The organism is Foetidibacter luteolus (assembly GCF_009650435.1).
Lineage (GTDB): Bacteria > Bacteroidota > Bacteroidia > Chitinophagales > Chitinophagaceae > Foetidibacter > Foetidibacter luteolus.
In genome coordinates this window covers 203,005-227,026 of the sequence record NZ_VVIP01000043.1, presented here as the reverse complement: position 1 = coordinate 227,026, position 24,022 = coordinate 203,005, and the positions used below count along the sequence as shown (strand labels likewise).

At 42.4% G+C, this 24,022-nt stretch carries 25 protein-coding genes and 1 tRNA gene; 9 read left to right on the top strand and 17 right to left on the bottom strand.

Annotated features, from left to right (window positions below; translation table 11 throughout):
• Positions 1-99: 99 nt before the first annotated feature.
• Entirely contained in the window at positions 100-696 is a 597-nt protein-coding gene (locus tag F0364_RS13570; RefSeq protein ID WP_153798324.1) for a TIGR04282 family arsenosugar biosynthesis glycosyltransferase, read from the bottom strand.
• Positions 697-859: 163 nt separating this feature from the next.
• The gene (gene recA / locus F0364_RS13565) at positions 860-1,885 is read right to left on the bottom strand and encodes a recombinase RecA (protein ID WP_153798323.1); all 1,026 of its coding nucleotides are present in this window, start codon (positions 1,883-1,885) and stop codon (positions 860-862) included.
• Positions 1,886-2,067: 182 nt separating this feature from the next.
• Between recA and F0364_RS13560 the strand changes: the two genes are divergently transcribed.
• Positions 2,068-3,819 (top strand): family 43 glycosylhydrolase, encoded by a 1,752-nt coding sequence (locus F0364_RS13560; RefSeq protein ID WP_153798322.1) that lies wholly within the window; start codon positions 2,068-2,070, stop codon positions 3,817-3,819.
• A gap of 172 nt (positions 3,820-3,991) precedes the next feature.
• Positions 3,992-4,489, top strand: coding sequence for a DinB family protein (locus tag F0364_RS13555; protein WP_153798321.1), 498 nt, complete (start codon positions 3,992-3,994; stop codon positions 4,487-4,489).
• Positions 4,490-4,587: 98 nt separating this feature from the next.
• Here the strand turns inward: F0364_RS13555 and F0364_RS13550 are convergent, their stop codons facing one another.
• The 3 genes from F0364_RS13550 to F0364_RS13540 form a co-directional block, all read right to left on the bottom strand.
• A complete protein-coding gene (locus tag F0364_RS13550; RefSeq protein WP_153798320.1) occupies positions 4,588-4,908 on the bottom strand; it encodes a carboxypeptidase regulatory-like domain-containing protein in 321 nt (106 codons plus the stop codon).
• A gap of 102 nt (positions 4,909-5,010) precedes the next feature.
• Positions 5,011-6,084 (bottom strand): iron-containing alcohol dehydrogenase family protein, encoded by a 1,074-nt coding sequence (locus tag F0364_RS13545; RefSeq protein WP_153798319.1) that lies wholly within the window; start codon positions 6,082-6,084, stop codon positions 5,011-5,013.
• Between the two features lie 263 nt (positions 6,085-6,347).
• The gene (locus tag F0364_RS13540) at positions 6,348-6,827 is read right to left on the bottom strand and encodes a regulatory protein RecX (RefSeq protein ID WP_235921100.1); all 480 of its coding nucleotides are present in this window, start codon (positions 6,825-6,827) and stop codon (positions 6,348-6,350) included.
• Between the two features lie 81 nt (positions 6,828-6,908).
• Between F0364_RS13540 and F0364_RS13535 the strand changes: the two genes are divergently transcribed.
• The 3 genes from F0364_RS13535 to F0364_RS13525 all read left to right on the top strand — a co-directional run bounded on the left by F0364_RS13535 (position 6,909) and on the right by F0364_RS13525 (position 9,498).
• The gene (locus F0364_RS13535; RefSeq protein ID WP_153798317.1) at positions 6,909-7,316 is read left to right on the top strand and encodes a response regulator; all 408 of its coding nucleotides are present in this window, start codon (positions 6,909-6,911) and stop codon (positions 7,314-7,316) included.
• 129 nt (positions 7,317-7,445) lie between these two features.
• Positions 7,446-8,561 carry a DNA polymerase III subunit beta gene (gene dnaN / locus F0364_RS13530; RefSeq protein ID WP_153798316.1) on the top strand — a complete coding sequence of 372 codons (1,116 nt, stop codon included), beginning with the start codon at positions 7,446-7,448 and terminating at the stop codon, positions 8,559-8,561.
• A 118-nt stretch (positions 8,562-8,679) separates the two neighbouring features.
• Positions 8,680-9,498 carry a sterol desaturase family protein gene (locus tag F0364_RS13525; RefSeq protein WP_153798315.1) on the top strand — a complete coding sequence of 273 codons (819 nt, stop codon included), beginning with the start codon at positions 8,680-8,682 and terminating at the stop codon, positions 9,496-9,498.
• Positions 9,499-9,650: 152 nt separating this feature from the next.
• Here F0364_RS13525 and F0364_RS13520 read toward each other — a convergent pair whose 3' ends face one another.
• From F0364_RS13520 to F0364_RS13500, 5 genes are all read right to left on the bottom strand, one after another.
• On the bottom strand, positions 9,651-10,202 hold the full coding sequence (locus F0364_RS13520; RefSeq protein ID WP_153798314.1) for an AAA family ATPase: 552 nt from the start codon (positions 10,200-10,202) through the stop codon (positions 9,651-9,653).
• Positions 10,199-10,435: a nicotinamide mononucleotide transporter family protein gene (locus F0364_RS13515; RefSeq protein WP_153798313.1), complete on the bottom strand. Its 237-nt coding sequence runs from the start codon at positions 10,433-10,435 to the stop codon at positions 10,199-10,201. The genes F0364_RS13520 and F0364_RS13515 overlap by 4 nt, the downstream gene beginning before the upstream one ends.
• Before the next feature lie 392 nt (positions 10,436-10,827).
• A complete protein-coding gene (locus tag F0364_RS13510; RefSeq protein ID WP_153798312.1) occupies positions 10,828-11,427 on the bottom strand; it encodes a NifU family protein in 600 nt (199 codons plus the stop codon).
• 92 nt (positions 11,428-11,519) lie between these two features.
• Positions 11,520-12,323 carry a peptidase associated/transthyretin-like domain-containing protein gene (locus tag F0364_RS13505; protein WP_153798311.1) on the bottom strand — a complete coding sequence of 268 codons (804 nt, stop codon included), beginning with the start codon at positions 12,321-12,323 and terminating at the stop codon, positions 11,520-11,522.
• A gap of 228 nt (positions 12,324-12,551) precedes the next feature.
• Positions 12,552-12,624, bottom strand: a tRNA-Phe gene (locus tag F0364_RS13500).
• 617 nt (positions 12,625-13,241) lie between these two features.
• Here F0364_RS13500 and F0364_RS13495 point away from each other — a divergent pair.
• Together F0364_RS13495 and F0364_RS13490 are read left to right on the top strand one after the other, a co-directional pair.
• Positions 13,242-13,871, top strand: coding sequence for a response regulator (locus F0364_RS13495; RefSeq protein WP_153798310.1), 630 nt, complete (start codon positions 13,242-13,244; stop codon positions 13,869-13,871).
• A gap of 101 nt (positions 13,872-13,972) precedes the next feature.
• A complete protein-coding gene (locus tag F0364_RS13490) occupies positions 13,973-14,410 on the top strand; it encodes a response regulator transcription factor (RefSeq protein WP_153798309.1) in 438 nt (145 codons plus the stop codon).
• A gap of 74 nt (positions 14,411-14,484) precedes the next feature.
• On the opposite strand, the gene F0364_RS13485 is transcribed toward F0364_RS13490, so the two are convergent.
• Positions 14,485-15,264: an enoyl-CoA hydratase/isomerase family protein gene (locus tag F0364_RS13485; RefSeq protein WP_153798308.1), complete on the bottom strand. Its 780-nt coding sequence runs from the start codon at positions 15,262-15,264 to the stop codon at positions 14,485-14,487.
• A gap of 753 nt (positions 15,265-16,017) precedes the next feature.
• On the opposite strand from F0364_RS13485, the gene F0364_RS13480 reads away from it, so the two are divergent.
• Both F0364_RS13480 and F0364_RS13475 read left to right on the top strand, forming a co-directional pair.
• A complete protein-coding gene (locus tag F0364_RS13480) occupies positions 16,018-17,871 on the top strand; it encodes a CocE/NonD family hydrolase (RefSeq protein ID WP_153798307.1) in 1,854 nt (617 codons plus the stop codon).
• 38 nt (positions 17,872-17,909) lie between these two features.
• The gene (locus F0364_RS13475; RefSeq protein WP_153798306.1) at positions 17,910-18,131 is read left to right on the top strand and encodes a hypothetical protein; all 222 of its coding nucleotides are present in this window, start codon (positions 17,910-17,912) and stop codon (positions 18,129-18,131) included.
• A 199-nt stretch (positions 18,132-18,330) separates the two neighbouring features.
• Here F0364_RS13475 and F0364_RS13470 read toward each other — a convergent pair whose 3' ends face one another.
• The 6 genes from F0364_RS13470 to F0364_RS13445 form a co-directional block, all read right to left on the bottom strand.
• Positions 18,331-18,519: a hypothetical protein gene (locus F0364_RS13470; protein ID WP_153798305.1), complete on the bottom strand. Its 189-nt coding sequence runs from the start codon at positions 18,517-18,519 to the stop codon at positions 18,331-18,333.
• Between the two features lie 177 nt (positions 18,520-18,696).
• Positions 18,697-19,023: a hypothetical protein gene (locus F0364_RS13465; protein WP_153798304.1), complete on the bottom strand. Its 327-nt coding sequence runs from the start codon at positions 19,021-19,023 to the stop codon at positions 18,697-18,699.
• A gap of 6 nt (positions 19,024-19,029) precedes the next feature.
• Positions 19,030-19,476, bottom strand: coding sequence for a response regulator (locus F0364_RS13460; RefSeq protein WP_153798303.1), 447 nt, complete (start codon positions 19,474-19,476; stop codon positions 19,030-19,032).
• 790 nt (positions 19,477-20,266) lie between these two features.
• On the bottom strand, positions 20,267-20,593 hold the full coding sequence (locus F0364_RS13455) for a hypothetical protein (RefSeq protein ID WP_153798302.1): 327 nt from the start codon (positions 20,591-20,593) through the stop codon (positions 20,267-20,269).
• A gap of 450 nt (positions 20,594-21,043) precedes the next feature.
• Positions 21,044-22,954, bottom strand: a complete 1,911-nt coding sequence (locus F0364_RS13450) for a beta-N-acetylhexosaminidase (protein ID WP_153798301.1) — start codon at positions 22,952-22,954, stop codon at positions 21,044-21,046.
• A 156-nt stretch (positions 22,955-23,110) separates the two neighbouring features.
• Positions 23,111-23,893: a heme ABC transporter ATP-binding protein gene (locus tag F0364_RS13445; protein ID WP_153798300.1), complete on the bottom strand. Its 783-nt coding sequence runs from the start codon at positions 23,891-23,893 to the stop codon at positions 23,111-23,113.
• Positions 23,894-24,022 lie beyond the last annotated feature (129 nt).

Here is a 24,022-nt window from a genome sequence, read left to right as displayed (position 1 = left end):
CGGGACTAATTGGTAAAAGTAAGGTATGAAATGTTGAACAGATATCTGCAGGTTTAAAGGGAAGGGTAATTTTAAAAAAGAACCTTTTGATGTATAAAATTACTGCCTGTGGTGTAACAAGTACAGCTCTTTTTCTTCATCAATATCACTGAGCAGCGGCAACAGGTGATAGCTCATGTTATAGCTGTCAAGTTCCTGTATGGTGCTAAGTACCAGTTTGTTGGTTCCCCAGGGTTTATCGGTAAACATGGGTTCAAATAATTTGTTGAGGCCAACCAGGTAATAACCGCCGGTTTGGGCCGGGCCTATTACCACATCATGGTTATCTAACAACGAAAAAGCCTGCTCTATATGTGTGGCTTCTATTTCAATGCTTTCACTGCCTATAATAACACACTTGCGGTAGCCGGAGAAAAACATGTTTTCAAAAGCAGCCAGCAATTTGTCGCCTAATGTTCTGCCGGTTTGTAATTCTTTGAAATAGCTGTTGCTTTCCCAAAGATCATCGTTGTTAATAAAGTCTGAGTAGTACACGTATTTATCAACAGGCAGGTTGTGGGTAATGTAATAAGTGTGGTGCAGTAATTGCCTGTAAACAGAAAGGGCTTCTTTCTCGCCAATAGCTTCTGCCAGCCGGGACTTTACTTTGCCCGGAAGCGGGTTCCTGGAAAAAATAATAAGTGCATCGTTTGGCATAAAGGATGGGTTTGGTTGCAGAAAAGAAAGAGAGAAAAACTAAAATTTTCGCTGCACATGTTATTAAATTTTGTGGCAGCAACCAACAAAAAAGCCATCCACTAAGGGATGGCCTTTTGTACTTACTAACCCATCTACTTATTTGTAAACCTATAATGGCTTATTAATCTTCATCCGTTCCTATAACTTCAGCAACGGGAACATCAATCAGTTTTGTCCTGATTTTTACTTCTATTTCGTTAGACAGCTCGGGATTATCCAACAATAATTGTTTTACGGCTTCCCTACCCTGGCCAAGTTTATTGCCATCGTAACTAAACCAGCTCCCGCTTTTCTGCACTATGCCCAACTCTACCCCAATATCCAGAATTTCTCCTATTTTGCTGATGCCTTCCCCAAAAATTATATCGAATTCCGCAGCCCTGAAAGGAGGTGCGACCTTGTTTTTAACCACTTTTACTTTAACCTTGTTACCAACAGCCTCATCACCATCTTTAATTTGAGAAATGCGGCGTATGTCTAAACGAACGGAAGAATAAAACTTTAATGCATTACCGCCGGTGGTAGTTTCCGGGTTGCCAAACATAACCCCAATTTTATCACGCAACTGGTTAATGAATATGCAAACAGTATTGGTTTTGCTAATGGTGGCTGTAAGCTTTCGCAGCGCCTGGCTCATTAACCTGGCCTGCAGGCCCATTTTGCTGTCGCCCATTTCGCCTTCCAGCTCTCCTTTGGGTACCAGCGCGGCAACGGAATCTATTACCACCACATCCAAAGCACCGGAGAGAATTAACCGGTCGGCAATTTCAAGGGCCTGTTCACCATAATCCGGTTGAGAAATCAGCAGGTTATCCACGTCAACCCCCAGTTTCTTGGCATAAGAACTGTCAAATGCATGTTCCGCGTCAATAATAGCGCAAATGCCGCCTTTTTTCTGCGCTTCGGCTATAACATGTATGGCAACAGTTGTTTTACCGGACGATTCCGGCCCATAAATTTCAATAACCCTGCCTTTTGGTAAACCACCTACGCCCAGTGCCGTATCCAGGCCTATGGAGCCGGTGGAAATAACTTCCAGTTGTTTTTCGGCACGCTCGTTCATCATCATCACGCTTCCTTTGCCAAAATCCTTGTCTATCTTATCAATGGTAAGCTTCAGCGCTTTTAGTTTTTCTGCGTTTGACATTGCATCAAAGTTTTCTTTTTAGTAAATGGGTTTTGCAAAACTAATATATTTATCATGTAAATACTAAATATTTTAGAATATTTATTTGCCTTTGCGCAACAAATTAAGAACTTATTATTCCAATCAATTCAGTATTTTTTTCCCCGATTCGTTAGTTTTAATTTGAGTATAATACGTGTATTATGAAGAAACCTGTTTGCCAATGCATTGCGTTTTTTTTGTTTATCACTGTTTCCCTTGCAAGCTATACACAACAAAAAACTTATTGCAACCCTATCAACATAGATTATGGGTTTACGCCAATTCCAAATTTTTCTGAAGCCGGCCGTCACCGTGCCACAGCGGACCCGGTAATTACTTTTTTTAAGGGCGACTATTACCTTTTCTCTACCAACCAATGGGGTTACTGGTGGAGCAGCGATATGGCTAAATGGAACTTTGTACCTCGCAAATTTTTAAAACCCTGGCATAAAGTGTATGATGAGCTTTGCGCCCCTGCCGTATTTGTATTGGGCGATACGCTGCTGGTAATCGGCTCTACCTACCAAAAGAATTTCCCTATCTGGATGAGTACCAACCCCCGGGTTGATGACTGGAAAGAGGCTGTTGATTCTTTCCAGGCCGGCGCTTGGGATCCCTCCTTTTTCCTGGATGATGATAACCGGCTTTATCTCTACCACGGCTCCAGCAATACCTACCCCCTGTACGGCCAGGAGGTTGACCGTAAAACCTTACAGCCCGTTGGCAAGCGGGTTGATTTAATGAAGCTGCACGACGACCAGCACGGTTGGGAACGTTTTGGCGAATACAACGACAATAATTTTATGAACCCCTTTGTAGAAGGCGCTTTTGTAAATAAACACAATGGGAAGTATTACCTGCAATACGGAGCCCCGGGTACGGAGTTCAGTGGCTATGCGGATGGGGTATATATTAGTGATAAACCTCTTGGGCCTTTTACTTACCAGGAACACAACCCTTTTAGTTACAAGCCGGGTGGTTTTGCCCGGGGAGCTGGTCATGGAGCTACCTACCAGGATAGATATAGCAACTGGTGGCATGTATCTACCATGGTTATTAACGTAAAAAATAATTTTGAAAGAAGGATTGGTATATGGCCCGCCGGTTTTGATAAAGACGATATCATGTATTGCAATACCGCCTTTGGAGATTACCCGCATTGGCTGCCCACAGGCCCGGTTGACCATTTAAAAAGCCGGTTTACCGGTTGGATGTTGCTGAACTATAAAAAGCCGGTAACAGTTTCCAGCACTTATGGTAGTTATTATGCCAATAACGCGGTAGATGAAAGTATTAAAACCTACTGGTGCGCTGCTACCGCCAATGCGGGAGAATGGATACAAACAGATTTGGGAGAAGTTGCCACCGTTAATGCCATTCAGTTAAATTATGCCGACCAGGATGCTGATATTTTAGGAAAGCGTACTGATATATACCACCAATACCGACTGTGGCAATCCAACGATGGAAAGAGCTGGAAAATTCTTATGGACAAAAGCAGCAATAAAACAGATGTACCCCACGACTATATAGAATTTGAACAACCCGTAAAAACACGGTTTATTAAAATGGAAAACGTGCACATGGCCAACGGAAAATTCGCTGTCAGTGGCTTGCGTGTATTCGGTAAAGGCAATGGCGCTGCGCCGGCGCCGGTTAATAACTTTATGGTGCTACGCCCTGAGAATGATAAACGCAATGCCTGGCTAAAATGGTACCCGTCAAACGATGCGTATGCATACAATATTTATTATGGCATTGCGCCTGACAAGTTGTACAATAATATTATGGTGTACGATGCGGCTGAATACTACCTTAAATCAATGGACAAGAATACCACGTATTATTTTACCATTGAAGCCATTAACGAAAACGGGGTAAGCCAAAAAACAGAAGTAAAAAAAGTGGAGTAGCCTAAATTGCTTTTGTTGGTTGTACGTGGTAAGGCAGCAGAATTTTTATGGGCCCGGCAGCAGGAACTATTATGAGGCTTTACTTGCGTCGCACTCTTCTGCTGCAACAATTCTATTCAGCAATGGGCATCACAAAACCATATAACATTCAACGCAATTTAATCAGCACAATATGAGTATCGCCCAATCTTTATTACCCGAGTTTAAGCATGAAGCATCCAATACCCGGAAGGTTTTGCAACTGCTGCCCGATGAGCATTTTAACTGGAAACCACACGAAAAATCTTACAGCCTGGGCTACCTTGCCACGCATATTGCACAATTGCCAAACTTTATAACCCTTATGTTATCTGCCGGTGAGCTAGACCTTGCCGGTGATAAAATGGTAAGAGGAAAAGACAGCAATTTTGCAGAAGTACTTGCAAGGTTTGAAGCCCGTTTTGCTGAAGCAACAACTGCTCTGCAAAACGCAACGGACGCAGACCTTACCGCCAAATGGTTACTGCGTAAAGGAGATTTCACGCTTTTTGAGTTGCCCAAAGTTGTTGCCATGAGAAGCATGGTATTCAATCACATTATCCATCACCGCGGGCAACTGATAGTTTATATGCGGTTGCTAAACCTTAAGGTACCAGGCTTGTATGGCCCATCTGCTGATGAAGCGAGTTGATAATTAATGGTAATATCAGCAGGTAGTAACAAACAAAAAAGCAGTTGAAAATGATCAACTGCTTTTTCTATTTTGATGAGACGACAACGAATATTACGTTACTTTTCCAGCTTTATTTCCCCTACATCTGTAAGTTGGCCATCTGCCACCTGTACTCCATCTTTTATTACATCTTTATAGGGTACTGTTGCATCAACCATAATCTTGTAGGTGCCCGCTTTAGCATTTGTTATTTGAAAAGCTCCTTTTGCAATTAATGTTTTAAGTGTATCTGTGGCAGATACAGCCCAAACATACTTAGCGCCGTCAGCAGGTGAAACAGTACCTTTTATAGAACCCCCGGTTTGAAATGTTGTAAAAGCAAATAAACCACACACTGCAATGGCGAGTACCATCAAGCCCCTTGTAAATCTTTTCATAACCGGGTTGTTTTTGTTTAACATTTAAATAAAGTTAGTATTAAACCCTTAATCTATTCAAGTTCCATGCCAACAAGGCAACCACAGGCTACGCCGTAAGGTTTATAATTTTTGGTACAACGCTTTTAGCTTTTCCCTTGTCATGATGCTTTCCCAGTTTTTTCCCAAGGCGTTCTCCCACAAGGGCTTCATACCAAGAGACACGTTTATCATTGCATCAAACTGGTCATCTGATAAACCTTTGCAAATACCTTGCGGAATTTCAATGTTGTTCAACTCCACCATGCGTTTAAACTCAGCAACACCTTCAGGATAATACTCTTCCAGTTGGTTCATTACAATGCAGTTGCCAATGCCATGTTTGGTGCCCAGCAAGTAGCTAAGGCCATAGCTAACGGCGTGTGCAACACCCACCTGGCTGTAGGCTATGCTCATGCCCCCGGCGTAAGATGCCATCATTAATTTATCATCACTCGCATCGTCCCACCCTGTTTTCAGGAATACATCCTGGCAAAGCTGTAAAGCTTTTTCGCCGTAGCTTTTGCTAAACTCGTTAAGATAGGTGCCCTGCAGGCTTTCAATGCAATGTATGTAACAATCCATACCGGTATAAAAACGCTGGTTAACGGGTGCATTGGCAGTAAGTTCCGGGTCAAGCACAATCTGGTCAAAGGGCGTAAAGTCAGAGTTCATACCCAGCTTTTTGGTGGGCCCTGTTAATACAGTGGTACGGCTAACCTCCGCACCGGTGCCGCTTAAAGTAGGTATGCCGGCTTTATAAACACCGGGATTTTTTACTAGGTCCCAACCCTGGTAATCTGCGGAAGAGCCCGGGTTGTTCATCATTAAAGAAACAGCTTTGGCAAGGTCCATGGCAGAGCCGCCACCAATGCCAATGATGCCGCTTACTGTTCCGAATTCTTCTTTAAGGTCGCTGGCGAGCTTATCTACATAAGATGTCTTTGGTTCATGAGTAACATCTACGGTTATTATTTTATCGTTACCGCGTAAAGGAATACGGCCCATTAAAGACTTGCCGTCAAAAAAATGGTCAAGCAAAAAAATCATGGGCGCACCGTTTTTTCTTTGTGGTGCAAGTATTTCATCTAACTGGTTAAAGCTGCCCCTGCCATATACTACATAGCTTACCATTTTAAAGTTGCGGAACTGTGCCATAGGAAAATTTTAGGGCGTAAAGTTATTTAAATACAGTTGATAATGCCGTTGATTGACTGTGTAGGCTTTACGGGCTGTTTTGCTGTGTCACCACCGCGCCAGGGATTGCAGCGGATACCCCGGTGAGGGCATTGCAGCAGGGCCTTTGCGCCGGAGTATGAGCACAACTGAGAAAAAGCAACTGAGTGTTGCTTTGACGAAGGTTGCGAACGCAGTTCCTCCCGGTGCCCATCGCCTTAGCGTGGGCAGGCGCCCTGCAGCTATTAACCGCCGGTAGAAATATCTTTCAATACTTCATCTACAAGGTTTTTTTCAAACCCTTTTTGTTGCAGGTACGCCGCAGTTTTAGAGCGGCGCATAAAATGGTTTTCGCCTTGTAAAGAAGCATATTTAACAGCCGCAAGTTTTTTTAGAGTGGCTGTGTAATCCGTTTCGTCAATAGTTTTAAGCGCATTATTAATGTTGTAGTTACTAACCTGTTTTTGCTTTAGCTCATATTGAATTTTTATACGGCCCCAATGCTTAAGGCGAAATTTACCCCCGGCAAACTCACGGGCAAAGCGCTCTTCATTAAGGTAATTTTCTTCAATTAAAAGGGCAAGCAGATCCTCCGTTTCTGTTTTTCTAAGCCCAAAAGAGTACAGTTTTTCTTTCACCTCTTTATGGCTTCTCTCCTGCCAGGCGCAGAAATGTTTTATTTTCTGCAGGGCCTTATCTTTTGATATATAACGTTGTTCTGGCACATCAAAACTTTTAAAATTAGCTGCAAATAATAGCATCTTATGGTGCGAATGCTTATTTTTATAGTAAAACTATATAACCCAATGCAACCCGGCAAGCTAAGTATATGCCTGATAGATGATGACCGGATTTATCAATTTGCCGCCAGAAAGACCATAGAGGCAACCGGTATGGCCGGAAGTGTAATGGTGTTTTCAAATGGCCTGGAAGCATTGGATTACCTGAAATCTCACCTTGAAGATGTTTCGCAACTGCCTGATGTTATTTTCCTGGATATAAATATGCCCGTGATGAACGGCTGGCAGTTTTTGGAAGAATACCAGCCTGTGAGTGAGGGCCTTAAAAAAAATGTAATCGTGTACATGGTCAGCTCTTCTATAGATGAGTATGATATTAACCGTTCCAAAGAGTTCCAGGCGGTTTCGGAATACATTCTGAAGCCGGTAAACAAGGAAAAATTCAGCGAGCTTCTTTCGTCAGTAACGCCCTGACAGTCCCTCCTTAGCGCACAACAAATTCACATCCCGGTGTTAATAAGTTTACCGCAGTAACACAGATTGTGGAATGTTAACATTTTACAGTAGGTTTGTTGCATTAGTAAATAACAGATTAGCTCTCTTATGAAATTTATTGTGTCTTCTTCGGCTTTGTTAAAACATTTGCAGCAGATTAATGGCGTTATTAATGCCAATACCGTATTGCCCATACTGGAAGATTTTTTGTTTGAGATACAGGATAAAAAGCTGAGTGTTGTAGCCACAGACCTTGAAACCGTAATGCGGGTTGAAATGGATGTGGAAAGTAAGGAAAATGGCAAGGTGTGCATACCGGCCAAGATTTTGATGGACTCTCTCAAAAACATTCCCGACCAACCCTTAAGCTTTACCATAGAACGCAACTTTGCCATTGAAATAACCAGCGACAATGGCAAGTATAAAGTAATGGGCGAAAACCCGGATAATTTTCCCAAAGAACCCTCTTCAGACGACACGAATAACTTCACCATAGCCAGCAGCGCTTTTGTAAATGCGATTAATAAAACTTTGTTTGCCGTAAGCAGTGATGACTTAAGGCCAGCTATGACCGGTGTGTTTTTTGAGCTGAATAAAGATTCTCTCCAATTTGTGGCTACAGATGCCCACAGGTTAGTGCGCTATAAACGTAAGGATGTTGCCTGTCCTAAAACAGACAGCTTTATTGTACCCAAAAAACCATTAAACCTGTTAAAGAACGCATTGCCGGATAATGCAGACCAGCTTACGGTTAGCTACAACAGCAACCACCTTTTTGTAAAACATGGATCTACCCAGTTAATATGCCGGTTAATAGATGCCCGCTTTCCTGATTACAAAGTGGTAATACCAACAGATAACCCGTATAAGCTGGTAGTAAATACATCCGACTTTCAGAGTGCATTGCGCCGTGTAAGTGTGTTTAGTAATAAAAGCACCAACCAGGTAGCGCTTAGCATAAGCGGCAGCGAACTGCAACTGGCCGCGCAGGACGTAGACTTTAGCTTTGAAGGCAACGAACGCATGAGTTGCCAGTACGATGGCGAAGACCTGCAGATTGCTTTTAACGCCAAATTTTTAATTGAAATGCTTAACTCCGCAGATACGGAAGAAGTAAAGGTTGAACTATCTACACCTACCAAGGCCGGAATTATAAAACCAACAGAACAAAGCGATGATGAGGATGTGCTGATGCTGGTGATGCCCCTGATGCTGAACAATTAAACACTACAGTATAATTACAAAACAATAGTTAAGAACCGCTGAATGCAGCGGTTTTTTAATGCGCCTGAAAGTTGGCGAACCGGCAGATTGTATAACTTAGAAGTAACTAAGGGTCGCCATGGAAAGTATTGCAGCATATTTTGAAAGTATCCCATCTCTGCACCGTGCATTAATCATAGCCGGCGGCATTACTTTATTCTGGATGCTGGAATCAGTTATTCCTGTATTCAGGTTTAGGTACAATAAATGGAAACATGCTTCAGTAAATATCTTTTTCACCTTTACCACCGTTATTATTAATCTTGGTTTTGTGCTGTTGATTGTTTTTGGCAGCCAGTGGTGCAGGCAAAATAATTTTGGCCTGCTGCAATGGGTAAGCCTGCCCCTGTGGGCACAAATGCTGGCCGGCCTGCTGGTGCTTGACCTGGTAGGTGCTTACCTGGTACACTTAATACAGCATAAAATAAAGTGGATGTGGAAGTTTCACCTGGTGCACCATGCGGATACTTTTGTTGATACTACCACGGCTAACCGCCACCACCCGGGTGAAAGCGTATTCAGGGCGGTATTTACAGTGTTGGCTGTTTTTGTAAGCGGCGCCCCTATTTGGCTGGTAATGATGTACCAGACTTTATCCGTTGTATTATCCCAGTTTAACCACGCAAACATCAGGCTTCCGTCATGGGTTGAAAAACCGCTTGGCTGGCTTATTGTAACGCCAGGCATGCACCGGGTACATCATCATTATGTAAGGCCGGAAACAGACAGTAACTACGGAAATATTTTTTCGTTGTGGGACAGGTTGTTTGGCACTTACCGTTTTACGCCGGCCAGTGAACTGCGGTATGGGTTAGATGTACTGGAGGGCAGAAACGATGGCAGCCTGACGGAACAACTTACCGTTCCGTTTGATAAGAAAGTAAAAACAGATTATTGAGTTAATGAGATTTTATTAACGTCAGGAAATTTTATGGGCCGGGCAGGAGGAACTACTATGAGGCTTTGGTTGTGTCACTCACTTGTACGCCTTGTCCGCTATTCGGCTTTTACCACCGCGTATAAATTAGTCTGCATCTTTTCCTCAGGCATTTATAAAATCTTCAGCACAGCATTAAGCGCTGTTTTAAAACGGTGTTGGTAATCCCCACTTATATTAATCCACGGTACCTGCTGGTTAACAAGAATGTCTTTGTACATATTGTACAATTCTTTGCGGGGCTGCTCGTCCGGGTATTCCCTCAGTTCATCTTTTGTCCAGGGTAAATCCGTATCACAGAGCAGGTACAGGTCATATTTTCTTTCTGCTATTTTTTCAAGAATATAGTGATGGCACTTGCCAAAAACATATTCGCACCACACTTTCATCACATACATATCGGTATCAATAAACAGCAATGGGGCGCTGAAAAGGCCTGCATCCGGGTAAAACTTTTTTTCAACTTCAGCAGCGTATTTTTCTTCAAGTGCTAGTTGGCCTTTAGCTATATCCAGCAGGGTTGCAAAATTGTATTCTTTACCATGGCACAGCAGGTATTCCCTTGCATATTCCGCGCACCAAAGTGTGTTGAAGTGGGCGGCAAGCTGCTCACTTAATGTGCTTTTGCCTGTTGATTCCGGCCCTATGATCACTATTTTTTTCATGAAAAGAAATGCTTGTTGTAATAAAGGTTAACGCTTGCTTCGCCAAACAGGTGCGCCTTAAGTGAAAGCCAGATATAAATAACCGTACTGATGATACCGATAGGATAAAGAATAATGTTTTCTTTTTTGCTGTACCATACGCTTGCTATTCCTGTAAGTACGGCAATATATTCAGGGGCAGAAGTGTTTCTGATGCCTTCGTAAAACTGTTGAAGAAATTCGGTTAGGTTCACCCGTTAAATTTACAATAAGAGTGCTTTGAATGTTGTTGCTTATTTCGTTAACAAATAGCACGAAACTTTATGTTGTAAAGACGGCGGGCTGTTGTGTTATGCTTTGGTAAGCTTCGGGGGTGTACCTCGTACCTCGGCCCGCTCTTATACGTGGGATAATTCAGAGAGGGATGCCTTGCCGGGTCAGGATTGGAAAAGCTGAATGGCTGCCGGATTGCAACGGAAACCCCGCTGAGGCCTTGTGCGGATGATCTGGCGGCGGAGTTGCAGTGAAAAGCCGGGACGACTGTTGCTAAAGAACTAAAAGGCGAAAGCCCCAACTAATCCAAAATAAAAATGCCTGTACATTAATCTGCACAGGCACCGTATTTATTCACTCAAAAAAAATCTGCTTATTCAGCCTCGGCCACAACCTCTTTTACTTCGGGTATCATGCGTTTCATCATACCTTCAATACCTGCCTTGAGGGTAATCATAGATGACGGGCAACCACTGCAGCTACCCTGCAGCATGAGGTTTACCACACCGGCATCGTAGCTTTTAAACTGTATGGCGCCGCCATCCATTTCAACCGCCGGCTTTACATAGTTGTCCAGCAGTTCTTTTATGCGTTTAACCACATCATCATCATCCGCGGAAACAGTATTGCTGGCTTCCTGCCTTGTTTTGGCCACCTCATCTTCGTTTATCACAATACCGCCGCCTTCCAGGTAATCTTTTAAAAATTGCTTTACGGCGGGAATTACGTCCTGCCATTCATCCGTTTCCGGCGTTTTTGTAAGCGTAACAAAATTGCTGGCAATAAACACGCTTTTTATAAAGGGAAAACTAAATAATTCTTTTGCAAGCGGAGATGGCCCTGCGGTGGTTTCGTCAGGAAAATCAATGCTTTTACCGGGGTATAGTAATTTGTTGGCAACAAACTTCATGGTCTCCGGGTTTGGTGTCATTTCGGTATATATACTGATAACCGGGTTTCCTGTCTTAATCATACTTCAACTTTTTAGCGAAACAAATATAGTAAAATAGCCGGTAATGGCTGTTTGGGAAAATGTAAGATTGCGTGAAGTGGCTCAAATTTCGTTTATCGTAAAGGCGGGTTTTCCTCAAGCTCCTCTGGTTTTTTCAAAAAAAGTTCCTGCCGCCCTTTACCCGTAAATTGCTTGTAGCACTGTTGTATGTAATAGCCAAGCTCTATATCATTCATTTGCAGCAGTATTTCGTACGCAGGCTTGTAAATGGTAATAAATTTTGTTAGCGTTTTACCACTGTCTATGCCGGTAATTTGCCTGATAAGCCTTTTATTGAAGCGGTGGTCTATGTATTTGTCCTGTTCCTGAATCAGCAATCTTTCCTGGAAACTGAGCATTTGCCGTTGCTTTCTGAACCGGAACATGTTGATAAGCTGGTCAAGGTCCAGCCCAACCGTTAAGCTGCCCGGAACATAGGAAGATGGCGGGTTGCTGCTTAATGCCAGGCCGGGTTTTTTGTAGTCGAATATTTTGGCATAATTGCGGCGGTTTAAAATGGAATCCAGCTTATAGTCGGAACTTTTTACTTTAACAGAAGGCAGCCAGGTGGCCTCTATATGCAGCGCTATTTCAAAATTTGACAGGTTGGCAATAGTATCAATGGAGTATTTCTGTGTGTTTTTATTGAGAAAGGAAAACCAAACAGAATCTTTGCCGGTAACTGGTATGGTAAAGCGGCCCAGGCTGTCTGTAATGCGTACACGGCCAGATGAACTAAACACAGAAACAGCTTCTACAGGGTTACGGCTTGAAAAATCTACCACCCTGCCCTGTAAATTGTACGATTGCGCAATAGCGGAAAAACCCGCAAACAAGAAGCAAAACAATAAAACAGGAACAGCGTATATTTTTTTCAAGAACAATTTTTTTGGCGGATAATATTACAAAGCACTGGCGATATAGCCGCCTAAACTTAGGTATTTAACCCAAATTTGCAGAAAAAAGACCTGGGTTAAGATATTGGGGGGATTACTTTCGGAATTGAAAGTGCCGGGCGGAAGACAAACCCAGTTAAACCGGTATAAAAAGCAGCAGTTAGTTGTGGAAATAAAAACGCCCTGTAATTGTGTTACAAGGCGTTTATGTGGTGTGGGCCGGGATCGAACCGGCGACACAAGGATTTTCAGTCCTTTGCTCTACCGACTGAGCTACCGCACCATCCTTATTAAAAAGAGCAGCAAAAATTGTTGCCCCTGTTTAATTGGGCTGCAAATATAAGCGCAATATTCAAATGATGAAATATATGTTGCAAAAAAGTTTAAAACGCAGGAGTTGTTACCATTAAATAGATTATCACTGCCTTAGGGTTGAAAAAAATTAGGCAAGTATGCGCTTTTGCTTAACTTTATGTTCGTTATTGTTTAAACAAATAACAAATGTTTCAGCATAGCATATAATCCCTGTCTTATAAATAGTGTCAACCCTTTGAAATCTTATCTGTACGTTTTACCGGAATTGACGGCTTGTCAAGAAACAAAACCTAAATAATGGGTTGTTATTTTCCGGTAATGCTATAATTTTTAATCCCGGCATAGCCACATAAGATGGAAGTTTACTTGTAGGGAACTTGATATTACTGCGTATATCGGCTATAAAGCTATTGCACAGTTTATATCATGCACCCGAAGCTGCATTGTATTACCTGTGTTAACTTATTCTAATAAACCGTACGCATGCTTAAGCAGCATACTAATTCAGTTATGCTGATGATGCATAGATTGTTGCTAACGGAAAAACATCCATGTTGATATTAAAAGATCAATAAATCTTATTGTATGATCAGGATTTTTATAGCTGATGATCACATGGTAGTCAGGAGAGGCCTCAAACAGATATTGCTTGAAGAATTTCCTTCTGCTCACATAGAAGAAGGCGCCGATGCAGAAATATTACTTAAAAAAGTAATGAAAGAAGAGTGGGATGTAATAATTACAGATTTGTCAATGCCGGGAAGGTCTGGAATGGAGGCGCTTCAGCAAATAAAACTTCATTACCCTAAATTGCCGGTACTTGTATTGAGCGGGCACCCTGAAGAGCAATATGCTATACGGGTACTAAAGGCAGGCGCTTCCGGCTACCTTAATAAAGAATCTGCCCCCGAAGAGCTGGTAAAAGCTGTACATCGGGTACTGCTGGGTAAGAAATATATAACTCCATCCATCGCAGATCAATTGATTCTTGGGCTTGATAAAGACAACGAAAAATTGCCGCACGAATACCTGTCTGACAGGGAATTTGAAGTGTTTAAACTTATCTCTTCTGGAAAATCCGTTTCGGATATTGCCACTCAAATGTCTTTAAGCGTTACCACCGTTAGTACCTACCGGGCCAGGATACTGGAAAAGATGAATATGAAAACCAATGCGCAGCTAACCATTTACTCCATAGAAAACAAGCTTTTATAGATTATTAATTTACCATTTCTTACTTCCCTGGCAGAAATGCCTTCTATCATTACCTGCCTTTGTGTAGTACAAATACTACATTAAACTGCTGGCATCCTCTATTGCCAATACGCTTGTCTCTGTTGTATGTTTACTTTGAAATTACGAGAATGGTGGAACACAGGAGCAGGACTATACTTATTGTAGATGATTCGTATTTAATTATTGAACGTTTAATTGAAATGCTGCAGGATTTGGATACTGTAAAAAACGCTCATTCAATTAAATATGCTTTTAGCTGCAAGGAGGCTAAAACAATTTTGCAGGAAATGCCTGTTGATTGCCTGTTGCTTGACATTAACCTGCCTGATGCAAGCGGCATTGATTTACTAAGGCTGGTGAAAACCAACTACCCTCAAACCCAGGTTGTTATGGTTACCAACCAGTCAAGCCAGCATTACCGGCAATTATGTAAAAAACTGGGCGCCGATAACTTTGTTGACAAATCAAGCGACTTCGATCAAATTCCAGGAATACTTACCTCTTTGGTTCATAGATAGCCCCCCACTATGGTTTCCGTACAGGCTGTTCACGAAGGTGATACGGCCTGTTTTTCTTAAAGTTATTATACCGCTTATTTCCCCTTAAAATTGGGTTTTCTCTTTTCCAGGAAAGCTGTAGCGCCTTCTTTCAAATCTTCGGTGCCAAAGCATTCGCCAAATTTTTTTATTTCGTAATCGTAACCTGCCTGGGTATGGTCAAAAGCGTTGATAGATGCAATAACCCGGCTTATGGCAAGAGGGGCTTTACTGTTAATAACAGATAAAATTTCTTTGGCCTTATCCAACAACTCTTCCGGTTTTACCACACTGTTTACAATGCCATATTGCATTGCATCTGCTGCATTAATTAATTCTCCTGTCATTATCAACTGCATCGCCCTGCCTTTGCCTGCAACCTGCACTAATCTCTGAGTACCACCATAGCCGGGTATAAGCCCCAGGTTAACCTCCGGCTGCCCAAACCTGGCCGTTTCAGAAGCTATTATAAAATGACAGGCCAGCGCCAGCTCGCAACCGCCGCCCAGTGCAAAACCATTAACGGCGGCTATAACAGGTTTGGGGGCATTTTCAATTTTGTCAAAAACCATCTGCTGGCCCCTTCTGGCCAGTTCCTCACCCTGCAGCGCATCCAGTTGCAAAAATTCGCTGATATCTGCACCGGCAACAAAACTTTTACTGCCGGCCCCGGTAATAATTGCAGATTTAATTTCAGGGTTATGATAAACTTCTTCTACCGCGGTGCTTAGTTCCTCAATTACCCGGGTATTTAAGGCATTCAGCTTATCCGGCCTGTTAATGGTAATAGTAAAAACTCCATTTTCAAGGCTGGTTAACAATAACTGATATGGCATACATTTTCTTTTTAGAATAATCAATTTTACATTCAACAATACAACAGCAACCCGCATTTTCCGCTATAACTGCGTCTCATCCAGCTTTAAATTTATCTTTTTCACCATATATTTTGGCCGGTTTAACCGAAATAAGTTTTCTGTTCAGCGTTTATTGCCAAAATTCACAGTGTTAACCGTAATATACGGATGTACATCAAATCATTAATATTTCATAATAAGCAGTTAGTTTTGGTAAGAGCCCGTTATTCCTGGCGGGCTATTTTTTTGCTATGGGACAAACCGCATTGCTACTATGAGGCGTCCCTTGTGTCACTCACTTGTACGTCCAAAGCTTTATTCAACAATTTACAGCGCACCCCAAACATTACAGGTATTATTTTTTATTCCGGGAAGCTCCCCAATTTTTAACTTACGATCAGGATTACAGTACTATTGTATTCTTGTTTTACGCATAAGGACCGCCTGCAAAAGAAGCAACAGGCTGCACTTTGGGTGAGGGATTGAAGCGGTTACCCCGCTGAAGGCTTTGTGCGGCGGAGTAATAGCACAAGCGAGGAAAAGCAACTAAACGTTGCTTTAACGAAGGTTGCGAACGCAGTTCTGTCCGGCCCGAGGTACGAGGGACACCCCCCAAAAACCTTTAGCAATAGCCCAGAAAAGGCCTTGTTGGGCAGCAAGACCGCACTATGGTTTTCCCGAATATCACCAAACGCTTGATTAGCAAGAATTTTTCTGTTTAAATTCATGCTTATGAAATTTGATTTTAAAGAAAAATTTTTGAAGGTGAAAAATGTATTACTGCTGGCTGTGCTGGTTATAACCATTTCCTGTAATGCACAAAGCAGCCCTTCCACTGCTTCGGTTAAAGACACATACCTTAAAATAGAACGCATGATACCAATGCGGGACGGGATTAAACTGTTTACCGCTATTTACATGCCCAGGGATACCTCTGAGAAATACCCGTTTCTTATAATGCGTACACCCTATTCCTGTGCGCCTTATGGGGAAGATAATTACAACACACGCAGGCTTGGGCCTAACAGGCGCTTTGCAGAGGAAAAATTCATTTTTGTTTACCAGGATGTTCGGGGCCGTTATATGAGCGAGGGAAATTTTGAAGAAATGACGCCGGCCATAAATGCCAGCCAGGCAGGTAAAAAAACCGATGAAAGCACAGATGCCTATGATACGGTTGACTGGTTGCTTAAAAACATTGCGAACAATAACGGAAATGCCGGTCTATACGGAATCTCTTATCCTGGTTTTTATGCTGCCGCAGCGTTGCCTAATGCTCATCCGGCAATAAAAGCTGTATCGCCCCAGGCGCCGGTAACAGATGAATTTGAGGGAGATGATGCCTACCACCGTGGCGCCTTTTTTTTGATGGATAACTTTGGCTTTCTTAACTATTTTGATCATCCGCGCAAAGAACCTTGGAAAAAATACCCATCCATTAATAACAACATAGAAATAAAAGATGCCTATGAGTTTTTTTTAAAACTTGGCCCAATCAAAAATGCGAATGATTTATACTTTAATAACCGCAGTAAAATATGGAATGAATACCTGGCGCATAATACAAAAGATAGTTATTGGCAGGCCAGGAATATACGTACCAGTTTAAAGGATGTGCAACCTGCCGTGCTTGTTGTGGGTGGCTGGTTTGATGCAGAGGATTTGTTTGGCGCACTTAATACATACAAAGCCATTGAGCAACAAACGCCTGTAAACAACAACCATTTGATAATGGGCCCATGGACGCACGGCGCCTGGGCCGCTAATAGCTGGACAAGTTTTGTAAATTATGATTTTGGCGGCAACACAAATACTTTTTTTCAGCAACTTGAGTTTAACTTCTTTACTTATTATCTGAAAGGCAAAGGAAGTTTTACCGCTGCGGAAGCCAGCATTTTTTTCACCGGTTCTAATGAGTGGAAAAGCTTTAGTCAATGGCCAGCGCCGAAAACAACTAAAACAACTTTATTCCTGGGTAATGATAAAAGCCTGCAATCGTCAACTCAGCACTTAACTGGTTTTGATGAATATACTTCCGACCCGGCAGACCCGGTACCTTACATAAAAGACCGGGCGCCGGGGAGGTTAGACGAGTATATGGCAGCAGATCAAACATTTGCCTCCCGGCGGCCAGACGTGCTAAGCTATACCGGCCAGGCATTGCAGCAAAACTTTACCATAGCAGGTACCCTAACGGCCAACCTGTATGTAAGCATTGAGGGTAGCGATGCCGATTTTATTGTAAAACTTATTGATGTTGAGCCAGATGGCGACCAAACCCAACAATTGGTAAGGGCAGAAGTTTTACGGGGAAAATTTCGTAACAGTTTCGAGAAACCGGAAGCTTTTACCGCCGAAAAGGTTACGGAGGTAAAACTTCAGCTAAATGATGTTGCACATACCTTTTTAAAAGGGCATAAAATTATGGTGCAGGTACAAAGCACCTGGTTTCCGCTGGTTGACAGAAACCCACAGCAGTTTATGAATATCAGCGAAGCAGAAGAAAAAGACTTTAAGAAAATAAAGGTAAGGCTATACCACAGCAGAAAATATCCATCAGCCATAGAAATGTACGAGCTGAAATAAACTGGCAGCATCTTTGAACATGTATAATAAACTATAGCATGAAAAATATAGGAACATTTCTTTTAGCCGGCGCAGTTGCCGGTGTAGGTGTGTGGTTTTTTAATACCCCTGCCGGTAAAAAGTTGTTTGATCAAACGTTTAAGGCCGTTTCTGATGTTTTGGGTGGCCAGTTTAAATCAGTTTTTTCGAATATTGCAGAAGTGCCTGTAGAAGACATTGACCATACTGACGAACCAGGAAAAACTGTTCCGGAGATATAAAAACACGGTTTTTGTTTGTAATTATTTAGTGCTGTAATTGAAAAAAGGGGGTACGGAAGGATACGGATGGTTACAGAGAGATTGTGAACTTTAGAATAAACATTTAGTTAAGCCGCATACGGTAGATCAAAAACGGACATTTACTAAGGTTCCGGCAAGCATGTTCTTACCATACGCGGCTGTATTTTTAAAAGAGGGGTTAATTATCCCTTTTTATCTTCTCCCTCAGCTCAGGAATATTTTTCAGTAACGATAGAAAGTCTGCTTTTATTAACATTACTGCTTCTGTAAGGTATTCAAGTTCATACAAGGCCGGGGTTGTTTCTGTTTGTTCTTTCGTAACAAAACCGCTCACATTGGCGTTGCTACGAAAATTTGGTAATTGCATGGGGTTTAAAGATTAAATGTTTAATAAAGTAAGGTTATGGTTGTTTTCCCGGGTACGGATTATTGTATTTCTATGCTGCCAGAATTTAGCAGCTACACAGGATATTGGATTGTAAAAAGAACGGATTAATTTACCTATGCCTTATTTCGGCTTTGCCGAAACTAAACAGGGGTACTATTAACTAAGCGGTTTTTCTTTCAAAAAGCTTTTTGGCGTAATTGAATAAAAAAATTCAATTTCAGCCGGGTATTCGCCAAGTTCAATTTCAAGGCAGCATTCGTTAAGCTTCATCTGCCACAGAAAAAGTTTACTGGCATTGGCATTTTCGTCCAGTATGCCGGGCAACATCTCTTTTAACAGCCCGTTCCAGCATGCCTCTTCAAGTTTATCTGCTATGGCATGGGATTGTTTTTTACCCGCAGGTGGATTTTTGCACCACTGCTGCTGGCTATAGCTCGTATCAGTCATCAGCAGTATTTCCTGTTGTGTAAATACGTGTTGCATAAAGGCTTATTGAATAGCTGGCTGGTTTAAAAAGTAAACAATATCCGGAGAAGGTTCTGCAAGTGCATAACGCCTGGCAACCTCAGCCTTTTTTGTTATCACCACTTTAATGTACTCCGCTAAAATACCAGGCTCGGCTTTTTCGTTCAGCAGGTATGTTTCCGCGCCCAGCTTAACAGCCTCAACTGCCGCGGGAAGCGTTAATACGCCGGTTACTACAACAACGGGTATTTGTGCCCTTAACTCAAGAAGCGCCTTAACTACCTGCTTAGATTGTTTTTCAGTGTCACTTACGTCAAGTACAATCGCATCGAACTGTATTGATTTAAGCAACATGCCTGCTTCAGCTATGCTGCAGGTATCAACCGCAAAAGAGCAATTGCCGGTTTTAACAACCTGGTCTTCTACCCATTTAATGGTAGTACTGCTGCTGGTATAAATCAGTATTTGCATAATATTGAATCTTATGGTTTTAGATTGTGAACCTTTAACTACCTGAAAAGAATACGGAGGATGCGTTAGCCTTTTAAACAGTTCTTTATTGTCAAAATACAGTAGCAAGATTTCATAAGGCACGGAAAAAACTTAAAGACATAAATGGGGCAGGCTTATTTTGAAGCTGTTACCTTTTAAGAGTTTCCATTAGGGTACGGAAAAAACGACAAAGGTTTGTTTATGGGTGAAACTAACCTTGTGCATATGGCTGTTGATATACCTGGATCATTAGCGATATGCTTAATATTGTAGGATACTGGATTTTGTCAATGAACTGCTGTTTATTAAACTTTTAAACCGGGGCGTTTATTCAGTTTGATAACACAAAGTAACTTTAAGCGCAGGCCGTAAAAAATAGTTGGATTAATAGAAAGGAAGTAAGAATTTTTTTGGTAACCACGTAGTATAAGTACTACACGCATAACAAAATTAAGAGTGGTTTAGTTTCAGGTAAATCATTAACTCATTGATTAGAAACATTGATTTGAAGGAGGTCAGGGTGATGGAAAAATAGGTAGTTTGATGGCGAAAAAGTGACCAGTGTTAGGTTACTATTATAAATCAATAAGTTGCGCCACAGGATATGTATGTTGCAGTTAGGTGCAACCTTTCACTGAATTTAGGTTGGATATCACCAATTATGGTAGGTCCGATACCCGGATAAGGGAGGCTATGTTTTGTCTTCTTTTTCGAGTTTTAAAACAAGGCTGTAGTAAATTGGTGTAGTACAAAGAAACCATTACAACATTTAATTGTAGCTTTTTTCAGGCAAAAAATACAGTGGGTCAATGGAAAAGTAGCGCTCTATCGTTGGTGGAAACTCCCCCAATTCCATTTCCAGGCCCAGGCTTTTTTGCTTCATCTGCCACAGAAAAAGCTGTTTACCTGTAGGAGACTTTGCGATAATGCCCGGCAACATATCGTACAGCATGCCATTCCAGCAGGCGTCTTCCAACTGTTCGTTTTTAGAGTGATAATGTTGGTTTTGGTCGTTACCTGTTTCAATCCACTGCCGCTGGGCAAAAGTGGTGTTGGTCATTAAAAATACTTCCTGGTGTGTAGTTTGCTTTTTCATGATCTCTGCTTTAAACTGGTATAACAATAAGATGCCGCTAATGTGAAATTGTTACCTGTTTGTAATAAAAAATTGCGTTAAAACCGGTCAGCAAAACTTATATGTTAACTGTAGTGCCGGGTTAAACGGGTATGACTAACCGCTGCAACATTTATTAAGATTTACGGATTAAAGTTATAAATGGTTTGAGGCCGGAACTATGTGAAATACCACAGAAATTGCAGGGAAAATAACTACTCAACAGGGCGTATAAAAACAAAGCCACCAAACTGGCGGCTTTGTTTATTAATGCTTTGCATTAATAACAAAATACATTTATGGGCCCGGCAGAAGAATAAGCAGGAGGCTTTACTTGCGTCGCACTCTTGTACTGTTGATACGCTATGGAGCTTTGCCCACCGTGCAGACTTGCGTTTGCCGCCTTTGGCAACATTTGCCTGCCGCCCGGTATTATTTCTTCGCTTTTGCCCTTTTTTTCATTTCATCCAGGGGCATATAAATCAGGCGTCCAATAGGTTCTTTGCCGCGGTAGGTAATCACCTTCATCATTACCGCGTCTTTGGGGGCGGTAACTGTTTCCGTGTATTTGGGGTAAAACCTGTCCGGAAAAGAGTTGTCGAAACTGTAGTAAATATCAAGGCCTTCAATTTCCGTAGCCAGGGTTATCTGTAACTGCCCCTTGCCATCAAACGACGAAGTGAATATAGGGTCATACATACTGGGTGCATAATTAGTTTCCGCAGCATCAAACCGTTTAAAATGCTGCTCTACCCGTCTGGTAAAATTGTTCCAGTTTTTTGCCTCTTTTGCAGACCATACACTTTCCGCCGTAGCAAACGCCCGGGGCCAAGTCATGTACTCTGCATGGCGCATATTGTAAACCTGCTCTGTCCAAAGATTGGCCTGGCCCCCTTTTATGTATTTGGCATCCACACCTTCGGGCACAGGCTCAAACTGGTAAGCCTTGTTTAGCCGCAGCGAGGCATACACACGTGGTTCTATGGCAGCGTCTCCCTGCATGTAATCAATATAAACAAATGTGGTGGGGCTCATTACTACCTCGTGCTGCATTTTAGCCGCTTCTATACCCCCCTTTTCTCCACGCCAGCTCATTACAGCGGCGCCGGGTGCAAGGCCACCTTCCAGTATTTCATCCCACCCTATCAGTTTTTTGCCCTTGGCCTCTACTATTTTCAATACCCTTTTTTCAAAATAGCTTTGCACTTCTTCCATCGTTTTCAGGTTTTCCTTTTTCATCAGTGCTTTTATAGCCGCACTCTTATGCCAGAAGGTTTTGGCACATTCATCGCCGCCAACATGTATGTAATCAAAGGGAAAGAGGGCAGCCACCTCGGTAAACACCTTGTCTAAAAATCCATATACTTTTTCATTGGCCGGGCAAAGCGTATTGTCAAGATGCGCCACCATGCCGTGATCAGTCCAGTCAATAAAGGGATTGCCGGAACCAACCTTGTATTTGTCAGCCCCGGGTGTGCAGGAAAGCTCTGGGTAAGAAGCTACGGCAGCCAGGCTATGTCCCGGAACATCTACTTCGGGAAGGATGTTTACAAACCGTTCTTTGGCATAGGCGATCACTTCTTTAATATCATCCTGCGTGTAAAACCCACCATAAGTTCGCGGCTCGTCAGGTGTGGGTGCGGAGAAAGTTCCAAAGTAGCCGGTTTTCTTAACATTCCAGGCCCCTACTTCTGTCAGTTTGGGTAAGCTTTTTATTTCAATACGCCAGCCTTCATCATCGGTAAGGTGCCAGTGGAGCAGGTTGAACTTATAGCGGGCCATTTTGTCAATATAGCTCTTCACTTCGTCCTTGGTAAAAAAGTGTCGGGAAACATCGAACATCAGCCCCCTCCAACCAAACCGTGGATAATCTGTAACCTCCACACAAGGGGCTTGCCAGTTAATATCGCCAGCTTTTTCCTTGCCTTCAATTTCTTTGGGTAACAACTGCAGCAAGGTTTGCACGCCATAAAATATTCCAGCCGCTTTGTTGGCTGTTATAACCGCTCCGGCCGGCGTAACGGATAAATGGTAGCCCTCGTTGCCAATTATACCATCGGGCGTGGATAGCAATTGCAGTTTTATAGCAGCCAGTTCAGCATTGGCTGCAACGTTTACCGCTTTGCCCGTGGTAGTAGAAAAACGCTCCTGTAAAAAGCTTAATGTATGTTTTAGTTCAGCATCTTCCGGCGCCTGTATTGTTATTGTTTCAGGTAATTTAAAAACACCGCCACTCTCTGTGATTTTTACCGGTTGGGGTATGATGGCCACAGCGCTATTTTGTTGGGCGTACAGGCTGTTTAATGCAAAACAAAGGCAAAGCAATACCATGCATTTTTTCATAAGTGTCTTTGGTTTTATTAAATGAACTGGAAGCTGTTTAGTACAGGCAAATTACAGTATTTACCTAAAGGATAATCAGGATGTTGTTTTAGGGCATACCGTTAGCGCTTACTATAGCTTACGCTAACAGCAACCTGTATAACAGCGATCTGTTGTTCATTCAAAAAAAAGATTTACCGTATCTCTTGCCTTATCATGCATAACAACCGGTTTTAATTGATATGCTGCCTGTATGTTACTTTCCGTTAATACTTCACTGCTTTTGCCTTGCGCCACTATTGTACCGCTGTTAATGAGTATAACCTTATCAGCAAAACGGGCTGCCAGGTTTAAATCATGCACTACGCCTATTACCACCATATCGCTGTTGTTTAGCAGATCCTTTATTTTATGCATAAACTGAAACTGGTAATACACATCCAAAAAGGTAAGTGGTTCGTCCATTATTAAATAGCGGCAACCCTCTTTAGGGGCATACCACACCTGGCACAATACCCTGGCAAAGTGTACCCTTTGTTTCTCGCCCCCGCTTAAGGTGGTAAAATCCCTTTCGGCCATATCCCATACATCAAAATAACGCATAGCAGCTTCAACAGCCTGGTTGTCTTTTGCCGAGGGTTTTAACTGGTAGTGCGGGTACCTGCCCATCATTACAACTTCCCATACTTTCAGGGGAAAATTTACTTCTATTGATTGGGAAAGCACGGCCCGTTTTATGCCAAGCTGCCTGCTGCTGTACTCATCCAGGCTTTTGCCATCCATTAAAATTTGCCCATGCAGAGGCGGAAGCTGCCGGCACAACAATTTTATAAAGGTTGATTTGCCCGCGCCGTTAGGGCCGATGATAAGGCTTAGCTGGCCCGGAGAAAAAGCAGTTGTTACACCATGTAACAACCGCCTGCCGTTTATACTGTAAGAAACATTTTGTACTGAAAGCATTACCTTTTGATTTAACTGTCATTTGTTGATGCGGTACCGATAATAAAGGGGTGAAACGGATTTGCGTGAGGGATTGAAGCGGCTACCCCGCTGATGGCCCTGTGCCTGGCTTTTGTGGCGGAGTAGTAG

Coding starts and splice junctions, on each gene's coding strand:
- F0364_RS13510 (WP_153798312.1), bottom strand. CDS start 11,427: ATGATTAAGACAGGAAACCCGGTTATCAGTATATATACCGAAATGACA.
- F0364_RS13480 (WP_153798307.1), top strand. CDS start 16,018: ATGAAATTTGATTTTAAAGAAAAATTTTTGAAGGTGAAAAATGTATTA.
- recA (WP_153798323.1), bottom strand. CDS start 1,885: ATGTCAAACGCAGAAAAACTAAAAGCGCTGAAGCTTACCATTGATAAG.
- F0364_RS13555 (WP_153798321.1), top strand. CDS start 3,992: ATGAGTATCGCCCAATCTTTATTACCCGAGTTTAAGCATGAAGCATCC.
- F0364_RS13485 (WP_153798308.1), bottom strand. CDS start 15,264: ATGCCATATCAGTTATTGTTAACCAGCCTTGAAAATGGAGTTTTTACT.
- F0364_RS13560 (WP_153798322.1), top strand. CDS start 2,068: ATGAAGAAACCTGTTTGCCAATGCATTGCGTTTTTTTTGTTTATCACT.
- F0364_RS13545 (WP_153798319.1), bottom strand. CDS start 6,084: ATGGCACAGTTCCGCAACTTTAAAATGGTAAGCTATGTAGTATATGGC.
- F0364_RS13535 (WP_153798317.1), top strand. CDS start 6,909: ATGCAACCCGGCAAGCTAAGTATATGCCTGATAGATGATGACCGGATT.
- F0364_RS13470 (WP_153798305.1), bottom strand. CDS start 18,519: ATGCAATTACCAAATTTTCGTAGCAACGCCAATGTGAGCGGTTTTGTT.
- F0364_RS13520 (WP_153798314.1), bottom strand. CDS start 10,202: ATGAAAAAAATAGTGATCATAGGGCCGGAATCAACAGGCAAAAGCACA.
- F0364_RS13570 (WP_153798324.1), bottom strand. CDS start 696: ATGCCAAACGATGCACTTATTATTTTTTCCAGGAACCCGCTTCCGGGC.
- F0364_RS13445 (WP_153798300.1), bottom strand. CDS start 23,893: ATGCTTTCAGTACAAAATGTTTCTTACAGTATAAACGGCAGGCGGTTG.
- F0364_RS13450 (WP_153798301.1), bottom strand. CDS start 22,954: ATGAAAAAATGCATGGTATTGCTTTGCCTTTGTTTTGCATTAAACAGC.
- F0364_RS13550 (WP_153798320.1), bottom strand. CDS start 4,908: ATGAAAAGATTTACAAGGGGCTTGATGGTACTCGCCATTGCAGTGTGT.
- F0364_RS13460 (WP_153798303.1), bottom strand. CDS start 19,476: ATGCAAATACTGATTTATACCAGCAGCAGTACTACCATTAAATGGGTA.
- F0364_RS13455 (WP_153798302.1), bottom strand. CDS start 20,593: ATGAAAAAGCAAACTACACACCAGGAAGTATTTTTAATGACCAACACC.
- F0364_RS13475 (WP_153798306.1), top strand. CDS start 17,910: ATGAAAAATATAGGAACATTTCTTTTAGCCGGCGCAGTTGCCGGTGTA.
- dnaN (WP_153798316.1), top strand. CDS start 7,446: ATGAAATTTATTGTGTCTTCTTCGGCTTTGTTAAAACATTTGCAGCAG.
- F0364_RS13495 (WP_153798310.1), top strand. CDS start 13,242: ATGATCAGGATTTTTATAGCTGATGATCACATGGTAGTCAGGAGAGGC.
- F0364_RS13465 (WP_153798304.1), bottom strand. CDS start 19,023: ATGCAACACGTATTTACACAACAGGAAATACTGCTGATGACTGATACG.
- F0364_RS13525 (WP_153798315.1), top strand. CDS start 8,680: ATGGAAAGTATTGCAGCATATTTTGAAAGTATCCCATCTCTGCACCGT.